The organism is Cupriavidus sp. LA-1, from assembly GCF_055385985.1.
The window spans coordinates 190685-200401 of the sequence record NZ_AP031388.1; the positions used below are offsets into that span (position 1 = coordinate 190685).

At 66.9% G+C, this 9717-nt stretch carries 9 protein-coding genes; 5 read left to right on the forward strand and 4 right to left on the reverse strand.

The genetic code is table 11. The annotated features are described in order from the left end of the window. The first annotated feature begins 3 nt into the window (after positions 1-3). From ACZ5MJ_RS19965 to ACZ5MJ_RS19985, 5 genes are all read left to right on the forward strand, one after another. The gene (locus tag ACZ5MJ_RS19965; protein WP_464225350.1) at positions 4-1767 is read left to right on the forward strand and encodes an IucA/IucC family protein; all 1764 of its coding nucleotides are present in this window, start codon (positions 4-6) and stop codon (positions 1765-1767) included. After that, entirely contained in the window at positions 1764-2561 is a 798-nt protein-coding gene (locus tag ACZ5MJ_RS19970; RefSeq protein WP_464225351.1) for an HpcH/HpaI aldolase family protein, read from the forward strand. The genes ACZ5MJ_RS19965 and ACZ5MJ_RS19970 overlap by 4 nt, the downstream gene beginning before the upstream one ends. Continuing rightward, positions 2558-3760 carry a type III PLP-dependent enzyme gene (locus tag ACZ5MJ_RS19975; RefSeq protein ID WP_464225352.1) on the forward strand — a complete coding sequence of 401 codons (1203 nt, stop codon included), beginning with the start codon at positions 2558-2560 and terminating at the stop codon, positions 3758-3760. The genes ACZ5MJ_RS19970 and ACZ5MJ_RS19975 overlap by 4 nt, the downstream gene beginning before the upstream one ends. A 285-nt stretch (positions 3761-4045) precedes the next feature. Continuing rightward, a complete protein-coding gene (locus ACZ5MJ_RS19980; RefSeq protein WP_464225353.1) occupies positions 4046-4678 on the forward strand; it encodes a response regulator transcription factor in 633 nt (210 codons plus the stop codon). Next, positions 4675-6507: an ATP-binding response regulator gene (locus tag ACZ5MJ_RS19985; protein ID WP_464225354.1), complete on the forward strand. Its 1833-nt coding sequence runs from the start codon at positions 4675-4677 to the stop codon at positions 6505-6507. Before ACZ5MJ_RS19980 ends, ACZ5MJ_RS19985 begins: the two co-directional genes overlap by 4 nt. Before the next feature lie 33 nt (positions 6508-6540). Here ACZ5MJ_RS19985 and ACZ5MJ_RS19990 read toward each other — a convergent pair whose 3' ends face one another. The 4 genes from ACZ5MJ_RS19990 to ACZ5MJ_RS20005 all read right to left on the reverse strand — a co-directional run bounded on the left by ACZ5MJ_RS19990 (position 6541) and on the right by ACZ5MJ_RS20005 (position 9652). Continuing rightward, positions 6541-6708, reverse strand: a complete 168-nt coding sequence (locus tag ACZ5MJ_RS19990) for a hypothetical protein (protein WP_464225355.1) — start codon at positions 6706-6708, stop codon at positions 6541-6543. A gap of 265 nt (positions 6709-6973) precedes the next feature. Then, a complete protein-coding gene (locus tag ACZ5MJ_RS19995) occupies positions 6974-7396 on the reverse strand; it encodes a VOC family protein (protein WP_464225357.1) in 423 nt (140 codons plus the stop codon). 19 nt (positions 7397-7415) lie between these two features. Next, entirely contained in the window at positions 7416-8531 is a 1116-nt protein-coding gene (locus tag ACZ5MJ_RS20000) for an NADH:flavin oxidoreductase/NADH oxidase (protein ID WP_464225358.1), read from the reverse strand. An 854-nt stretch (positions 8532-9385) separates the two neighbouring features. After that, positions 9386-9652, reverse strand: a complete 267-nt coding sequence (locus ACZ5MJ_RS20005; protein WP_464225359.1) for a hypothetical protein — start codon at positions 9650-9652, stop codon at positions 9386-9388. Positions 9653-9717 lie beyond the last annotated feature (65 nt).

A 9717-nucleotide genomic window follows, 5' to 3' on the forward strand; every position in this document is an offset into this window, starting at 1 on the left:
CCGATGAACACGACCGACTACCAATGCCTGATCCAGAGCCCGCACTACCGGCAAGCCGCCCGCCGCGTGGTGCGCCAGTTGCTGGAAGCCCTGTTATTTGAGGACTGCCTGCGTGACGTGCTGCTCACCGACGATGGCGTCGAACTGCCCGCCATGGCGGCCGACGGCACGCCCGTGAGCTATCGCTGCGCGGCCCGCCGCACGGCCAGCTTCGGTCGCATCCGCATCGATGGGCCGGTGCTGCGCAGCGAAGCCGGCGCGCAGACCGAAGCCGACAATGTCGCGATGCTGCTTTCCGAACTCGCCGGCCAGCTCGACGCCGATCCGGTGCGGCTGCAGCAGTTCGGCCTGGAGCTGCTGTCCACGCAGGTGAAGGACGCGCAGTCCCATCATGCCAACGGGCATGCGGGACAGCCGCTGCGAGAGGCCAGCTACGATGCCATCGAAGCACGGCTGACGGGGGCCCATCCCTACCACCCGGGATATAAATCGCGCATGGGCTTCACGCTTGCGGACAACCGACGCTACGCGCCGGAATGCGCCGCGCCGCTGCACCCGGTGCTGCTTGCCGCGCACCGCTCGCATTGCCGCTGGAACCTCGGCAAGGTCGAGGCCTCGCCCGAAAACCTGCTGCCGCCGCCCGCGCGCGCCGCGTTCGAGGCAGCGGTGCGCAAGCATGGCGCCGATCCCGCCGACTACCTGCCGCTGCCCGTCCATCCGTGGCAATGGGACGAGGTGATTGCGCCGGGCTACCACGGCGCGTTCGCGCGCGGCGAGCTGATCGTGGTCGGCGAGATGCCCGGCCGCTACCTGCCCCAGCAGTCGATCCGCACCCTCGCCAATGTCGACCAGCCCGACGCGCTGTCGCTGAAGCTGGCCATGAATCTGGTCAACACCTCCACCTCGCGCGTGCTGGCGCCGCACACCGTGTGCAATGCTGCCGTGCTGAGCGACTGGCTGGTGGGCCTGGCCGCACGCACCGAATGGCCCGCACCGATGGTGGCACCCGTGCTGCTGCGCGAAGTGGCCGGCGTCAGCCACGTACCGGCCGCGCCGGTGCAGGGCCAGTACGGCGCACTTTCCTGCATCTGGCGCGAAAGCATCAACGGCCATCTGGCATCCGGCGAGGCCGCCATCCCGATGACCGCGCTCACGCATATCGATGTCGATGGCCTGCCGCTGATTGACTTGTGGATTCGGCGGCATGGGGTGCGACCGTGGCTGCAGCGGCTGGTGGAGCGCGCCTGGCTGCCGGTCTTGCACCTGCTGTGGGAGCACGGCACCGCGCTAGAGTCACACGCGCAGAACATGCTGCTGCTGCACGTCGACGGCCTGCCACAGCGCGTGGCGCTCAAGGACTTCCACGACGGCGTGCGCTTCTCGCGGCGGTGGCTGTCCGGCACGGCCCCGCAACTCACGCCGCCGCCGGCGGAGCATGCGCGCGTCAATCCGAACTCGTTTATCGAAACCGACGATGCGGAGGAACTGCGAGACTTCACCTGCGACGCACTGTTCTTCGTCAACCTGGCTGAGCTCGCCCCGCTGCTCGCCGCGCATTATCAACTCGACGAAGCAGAATTCTGGGCCATCGTGGCAGGCGTGATCCGCAGCTACCAGCGCGCGCACCCGCGCCTGGCCGAGCGCTTCCGGCGCTTCGACTGCTTCGCGCCCACCCTGTCGATCGAATTGCTGGCCAGCCGCCGCTTCATGCCAGAAATCCGGCTGCGCACGCGGCAGGCACCGAATCCGCTGGCGGAGGCCGCATGAGGTCGCTGAAAGCGCGTTTGTCGGATCCGGGCGCCCGCCCGGTCCACGGCCTCTTCTGCTCGACGCCCGCGGCACTGACCGTCGAACTGATCGCCGCCGCCGGCTATGACTTCGTGGTGATCGACCTGGAACACACGCTGATCGACGGCGCACAGCTCAACGCGATGTTGCTGGCGGCCCGCGCCGGCAGCATCGCGGCGCTGGTGCGCGTGGCGGCGCCGCACCAGGTGGCGCCGGCGCTGGACGCCGGTGCCGAAGGTATCGTCTTCCCACGCATCAGCAGCGTGACGCAGGCAAGGCAGGCAGCCCGGCTCTGCCACTACGCCCAGCACCCGCAGCTGCCCGGCGAGCGCGGGCTGAACGCTACCTGGCATAGCGCATTCGGCCGCGACGACCTTGCCGCGGCCACCGCCGCGGCCGGCACCGATACGCTGGTCGCGGCAATGATCGAAGATGGCGCGGCGCTCGACGCGCTCGACGGCATCGCCGCGGTAGCCGGGATCGATGTGCTGCTCGAAGGTGCCGCGGACCTCTCGCAATCGCTGGGCGTGCCATGGCAGACGCGTCATCCGCTGGTGCAGGATGCCGTGGCGCGCATTGCCGCTGCCGCGAGCCGGCACGGCAAGCATTTCTGCGCGCTGCCGCGCACCCCGGAGGACGCCGCGCAGTGGCGCCGGCAAGGCACCCGCATGCTGGTGCACGGCGACGACCGCGGCATCGCGCGCCGGGCCATGGCCGCGCACCTGCACTCCCATTCCCAGTCCTCGACATTAGGCCGCCCCGCCACAACATGAACCCGCAAATCATTACCCGTTACCTGGATAAACTCGATCCACGCAAGGGACCTGCATGCGCGTATCTCTATGACCTGAACCACTTGCGCTCGCGCGCAGCAGCCCTGGTCTCCACCTTGCCCACGGACTGCGATCTTTACTACGCGATCAAGGCCAACAGCGATGAGCCGGTGCTGCGCGCGCTGCTGGGCACAATGACTGGTTTTGAAGTCGCGTCGCTGGGCGAAATCGAACGCGTGCGCGCCGTCGATGCCGACGTGCCGGTCGTCTTCGGCGGCCCCGGCAAGACCGATGACGAGCTGGAGGGCGCGCTGCGTCTTGGCGTCCGGCTGATCCACGTAGAAAGCGCGCTGCAGCTGCGCCGGCTGGACCGCATCGCCCAACGCATGGACCGCCGCGCCGACGTGCTGCTGCGCGTCAATCCGGCCTACGGCCTCCCTGGCGCCACGCTGCAGATGGGCGGGCGCCCGACGCAGTTCGGCATCGACCAGGCGGAGCAACCCGCCTTGATCGCGCTGGCCCGCGACCTGCCGGGCGTGCGCGTGGTCGGGCTGCACCTGCATGCGGGCTCCAACAGCCTCGATGCCGACCATCATTTGGCGCTGGTCTCACGCCACATCGCGCTGGCGCAGCAATGCCGGGACGAGCACGGCATGACGCTGGAATGGCTGAACATCGGCGGCGGCATCGGCATCGACTACGCCGATCCCCACCGCACCTTCGACTGGCCGCGCTTCTGCGCGGGGCTGGCGCAACTGCTGCAGGAACGGCGGCCCGACTGCCGCATCGTGCTGGAATGCGGCCGGTTCATCAGTGCCGATTGCGGATGCTACGTGGCCGAAGTCATCGACCTCAAGCACAATCACGGCAAGCACTTCGCCATCGTGCGCGGCGGTACGCATCATTTCCGGCTGCCGGTGTCGTGGCAACACAATCATCCGTTCCTCGTCGTGCCGAACGATACGTGGCCATACCCGTTTGCGCGCCCGGAACTCACGGATGCGAAGCTCACGATCTGCGGCGAGCTTTGCACGCCGAAGGACGTCTTCGCACAGGAGGTGACGGTGCCGCGCGTGCGAGTCGGCGACCGCATCGTCTTCATGCTGGCGGGGGCCTACGGCTGGCATATCTCACACCACGACTTTCTCAGCCATCCGCATCCGGAGAGGGTGTTTGTGGGTGCCGTGGGAGGCAGGTAAGAGCTCAGGCGCCTGTCGAACGCCCTGGAGCCGTTGCGTTTTCTCAGGTGCCGGGCTGCCTTCCCCGGATCCCCTCAATAAAGCAAAAAAAACCCACCGCCGGGTGGTAGTGGGTAACGAAAAGTGGTGCGGGCACGTCGCGGAACTGCCCACCTCTCGCATCTTCGCACCACAGCACCGCGCGGCCAATAATCTTTCCGGACTAGTCGCCCCCCACCAGGTGCATGGACAAGCGCCCGGGATTCTTGTCCAATGGCTTTCGCCCGCTGCCCGCTCCCGTTGCCAATGCCCCGCGCCCGACTGCTGCTGATCGACGACCATACCTTGTTCCGCACCGGCCTGCGCCTGGTGCTGGCCGACAGCCCCAGCGTGGCGCATATCATCGAGGCCGGTTCGGTCATGCAGGCCGTGCAGGACCATGGCGGCGCGGTGGTCGATATCGTGTTGCTCGATATCCAGATGCCCGGCCTGAACGGCATCGAGGGCGTCAAGGTGCTGCGCCGGCATTTCCCGGCCGCGCGCATCCTGATCGTGTCGGGCACGTCGGGGCTGGAAGCCATCCCGGCCGAGGTGCGGCGCGAGATTGCGGGCTTCCTGCCCAAGTCCGCCGATGCGCGAGAGATCGAGGCAGCCATCGCCTGTTGCCTGGCCGGCGGCACCCATTTTTCCGGGGAAACCGATGCCGGGGCGCCGCCCCCCGCGCCCTACGCGGCCAGCACGCTCACGCCGCGCCAGCTGGAGGTGCTGCACCAGCTCACGCTGGGCCGCTCGAACAAGGTCATTGCCTACCATATGGGCCTGTCCGAAAACACCGTGCGCGTCCATGTCGCCGCCATCCTTGGCCATCTTGGCGTGGTCAGCCGCCTGGAAGCCATCCTGGAAGCCCAGCGCCGCGGCCTGGTGCAGGCGGCGCGATGACGGCAGATCCGCCCGCACCGGTACGCAAGCCTCTGCGCTGGCTGCCCCGCTACGATGCGCCGCCGCTGCTGGCCGCGCAGATGACCCTGATCGACCAGAGCTTCACCAGCGCCATGCTGGGCTGCACGCTGGCGGCCTTCATCCTTGCGGCGGGCCTGACCCTGACCGGCAACCGGCCCGGCGCCCTGCCCTGGGCCTGCGCCATGGCCGTGGCTTGCGCCATGGCCTACTTCGGGCGGCTGCGGCTGCCGGGGCGGCTGACCGAGGCCGGCGCGGCGCGCTATGCGCGCGGCATGACCGCCATGCTGATGCTGATCGGCACGCTGTGGGGCCTGGTCGCATGGCTCTACCTGGACGTGCGCATGCCGGCGCTGGTGATCTGCATCCTGTCGCTGATCGCCGGCATGAGCGCGGCCGCGCTCGCGGTGTTCTCGGCATGCCTGCCGGTGGCGATCGGCTTCTTCGTCCCGGCGATCGTGCCGGTGTGGATGGTGTTCCTCGCCACCGGCGATCTCGAATACCTGCCGATGTTCCTTGGCACGCCGCTGTACCTGTGCGTGCTGCTGGTCTTCGCGCGCAACTACTCGCGCGTGGCGCGGCAGTCGATTGCGCTGCGCTTCGAGAACGTGGAACTGATCTCGCAGCTGCGCGAGCAGACCACGCGCGCCGAGGCCGCTCAGCACGCAGCCGAAGATGCCAGCCGGGCCAAATCGGTGTTCCTGGCATCGGCCAGCCATGACCTGCGCCAGCCGCTGCATGCGATGGGGCTGTTCCTGGTGTCGCTCGGGCGCACCGGGCTGGATGAACGCCAGCGCCAGCTGGTGGCGCATATCGAAGACTCGTCCGGCGCGGCGCGCGAGATGCTGAACTCGCTGCTGGACTTCTCCAAGCTGGAAGCGGGCGTGATCACGCCCCGCGCGCGGCCGTTTCGCCTGCAGCCGCTGCTGCACAAGCTGGAAAACGAGTTCGCGCCCCAGGCCGATGCGCGCGGGCTGGTGTACCGCACGCGCGATACCACCGCTATGCTCTATGGCGACCCCACCCTGGTCGAGCTGGTGCTGCGCAACCTGATCGCCAACGCCATCCGCTATACGCAGCAAGGCGGCGTGCTGGTGGCCTGCCGCAAGCGCCGGCTGCACGCCGTGATCGAGGTCTGGGACACCGGCATCGGCATCCCTGCCGCGCAGCACCGCGATATCTTTCGGGAGTTCCACCAGCTGGGCAATCCGGAGCGTGACCAGCGCAAGGGGCTCGGCCTGGGCCTGGCCATCGTCGACGGCCTGGCGCGCACCATGCACACATGCGTGACGCTGCGCTCGCGCCCCGGGCGGGGCTCGGTCTTCGGCTTCGACATGCCGCAGGCATGGGCCCCTCCCGAGGAGGCCCCGTGCCCACCGGTAGCGCGCGGGCTGGATGGTCTGCATGTGCTGGTGATCGACGACAACGTGGCCATCCGCACCGCCATGTCCGAACTGCTGGCGGCATGGCACTGCGAATGCCGCACAGCCGAATCCGAGGACGAAGCGCTGGCGGCGCTGGCCAGCTTCACACCGGCGCTGATCCTGGCGGACTACCGCCTGCGCGGACACCGCACCGGACAGGAAGCGCTGGACGCGATCCGCCAGCGGCTGGGCCGCCATGTGCCGGCAATCATCATTACGGGGGATACGGCGGCAGACCGCCTGCGCACCGCGCACGCCGCCGGCACCGCGCTGCTGCACAAGCCAGTGGTGCCGCAGGAGCTGCAGGCAGCCATCGATACCCTGCTGCACGAATCGGCCGCGCAGGGCGAAGACAATCCCGGCCGTCAGGCGGCCGTGGCAAAGTAAGCGGCGCCCCGGTTCAGTCCGGGGCCAGGGGCATCAGCCGCCTGAATGCAGCGGCGACAGCGAATAGGCAAGCACCAGTCCCGCCACGATCGCCGGGGAACCCAGCCGGATCGCCGCGCTGCGGGACAGCGAGCCCAGATACACGTACAAACACACCAGCACCATCGCAGTCACATACAGCAGGCTGTCATAGACTTCCATGGACGTCTCCCTTGCCATTGTTCTTATAGCTTTACTTCGGTGGGCTGCCGACGGGGCGTGATGCGGGGGTCTTGCGGAACTGCGTGGGGGGCGCTCCGTCGCCAGCGTGCTATGGCTGTCTGTTGAAATCATAGTCACCACTTCGGCGGAGCGTGGCAATCATGGAAATCCCTTTGCGGCACTGCACCAGTCATGGTGCAGTGCCGCAAAGCAATGTCTTGATACAAGGGATTCGCGGGCGCGCAACGGCGCACACCGGCGGCAATCAGTTCGCGGGCTGCATCTCAGGATTCCAGGCGATTTCCCACAGATGCCCGTCGGGATCCTGGAAATAGCCGGCGTACCCGCCCCAGAACGTGTCCTGCGCCGGCTTAATCACGCTGGCGCCCGCGGCCAGCGCCTGGGCCATCACCGCATCCACCTCTGCCTTGTCGCCGACGTTATGCGCCAGCGAGAAATCGGTCTGTGCGCGCGGCGTCACCGGCAGTCCCGTGTCATGCGCAAGACTGGCGCGCGGCCAGAGTGCCAGTTTCAGACCGGACTGCAAGTCGAAAAAGGCGACAGCGCCGTGCTCGAACTGCTCGCCAACGATGCCGCGGGTGGTCAGGCCCAGGCCATCGCGATAGAAGCGCACCGCACGCTGCAGGTCGTCCACACCCAGCGTGATCAGCGTAATCCGGGGTTTCATGGGCGGGTACCTCCTGCGTCTAGCGCTGCCCGAAAGCCGCGTCGGCGAACAGGTCCTTCAGCTCGCGCGGCTGCGACCGCCAGTATTGCTTTGGCGCCTGCACGCTGGCGCCCAGCCGCGCGGCCGCATGCCAGGGCCAGCGCGGGTCATACAGCATGGCACGCGCCAGCGACACCGCATCGGCCTCTTGATTGGCGATAATGGCCTCGGCCTGCTCCGGTTCGGTAATCAGGCCCACCGCAATGGTCGGCAGGCCAACCTCGGCCTTCACGCGCTGCGCGTAGGGCACCTGGTAGCCCGGCCCCAGCTTGATTGCCTGCTGCGGCGACACGCCGCCGGTAGTCACATGGATCGCCGCGCAACCGCGCGCCTTCAGCGCCATCGACAACGCCACCGTCCCTTCGATATCCCACCCGCCCGGCACCCAGTCAGTCGCCGAAATACGCATCCACACCGGACGCTCCGCCGGGAACGCCTCACGCACGGCGTCGAACACCTCGATCGGGAAACGCATGCGGTTGTCCAGGCTGCCGCCGTATTCGTCATCGCGATGGTTGGCCAGCGGCGACAGGAACTGATGCAGCAGGTAGCCATGCGCGGCATGGATCTCGATCGCATCCAGCCCCAGCCGCGCCGCGCGCCTTGCCGCCGCGACAAAGTCATCGCGCACCTTGTCCATGCCGGCCCGGTCCAGCGCGACCGGCGCGACCTCTTCCGCGCCGTGCGGGACCGCGGAGGGCGCCACGGCGTGCCACCCGCCGGGCGCATCCGGCGCGATCTGCTGCCCGCCATCCCACGGCGCCTGGCTCGACGCCTTGCGGCCGGCGTGCCCCAGCTGGATCGCAATGGCGATCGGCGAATGCGCGCGCATCGCCTTGACCACGCGGCCAAGCGCCGCCTCGTTTTCGTCCGAATACAGGCCCAGGTCTTGCGGCGTGATGCGCCCTTCCGGCGAGACCGCGGTGGCCTCCACGATCAGCATGCCGGCACCGGACAATGCCAGCGAACCGAGGTGGATCATGTGCCAGTCGCCCGCATTGCCGCCCTGCGCGGAATACTGGCACATCGGGGCGATGATGATGCGGTTGGCGAGCGTGAGGTTGCCGATGGCGAGGGGGTCGAAGAGATGGGGCATGTGAGGGCTCCTGGCGAGTCAGGGAGGCCTGTCCGGGCCTGAATGTGAGATTCTAGGCCGATGCCGGATTTGGTGCAGGCGCTCGCCGGCGCATGCCGGATACTTATCCATCAGGCACTGTGCGCCAGATTCAACGACGCCGACTCTCGCTGGGGGCAGGGGCTGACTTCTGCGTTACCGCTGGCCGAAACTGCCACCCTTCGTTGCCGCACCCGCTCACACACTTGAGCCGGAGCGGACCAGCTTTGTCTTGAGTGGCCACGGACGAGTGGCAAGCACCCAGATGCAGAGTAGCGGACCAACGAGGGGAAGGAGCGCCAGGTAGGCATAAGGCCAGTTGAAGTGGGCAGCCCTGAAGACCTTTTTGAAAGGCAGGAACCACAGAGCCTCAAAGAGCAGAAATCCGAGAAGATAAGTTGCCATTGTCGTGCGTCCCGCTTCCTGTTCCGCTTAGGGTAGTGGTGTGTCCTGCGATGCAACATTGTAGTGCTCCTTCGCACTTGCATAATCCCCTAATACTGGGGGATTTCATCACGGCTTTCAGAACAACAAGGCGATTTCCCCGGCACCTCCTATTTCATGGGGTGTGGCCAGGGCAGCTATTTGCCAAAAATGCTTTCAATTCATTCAAATCGGGCTCGTAATGAGCAAGACATAGCGCCTCGCTGGGGCAAGGCGAACAAGGGAGCGGCAGCTTCTACACACGGGCCAGGTCTGCCGGTGCCGCACTGCTGCCCATCAGGAGTAGTGGCAACGGAGGTTCGGCCTTTCTGGAGCTAGCGTCCCTCCTAGAGTGGGGACCAAATCCCCCCCTAATACGAGCCGCGATGTGATAAAAATCACACGTTTATTCATTACAGTACGGCAATGAATACCACACATCGTGACGGGGAAATCGAGTCGGCGCTGCGGCTGACACGGCGGTCCACGCCGGCCATCCCCACCGCGAGGCTGGAAGATTTTCCAGGCCTTGGCATTGCTGCCGCGCATCGGTGGAGCAAGTCGGCATCGGCATAAATATCAAGAAAACGGTCCGAACGACAGGAAACGCAGCCATCCCCCGCCTTGCCATGCCATTCGGTCGAGCCGGCAGCAAGCAAGATGCGGAAGCGGTCGCCCATCCATGTCTTTCGATTTTGCGCGATTAATCACTGACGGGAAAATCGCGAGGCATCTTTTTGCCGAA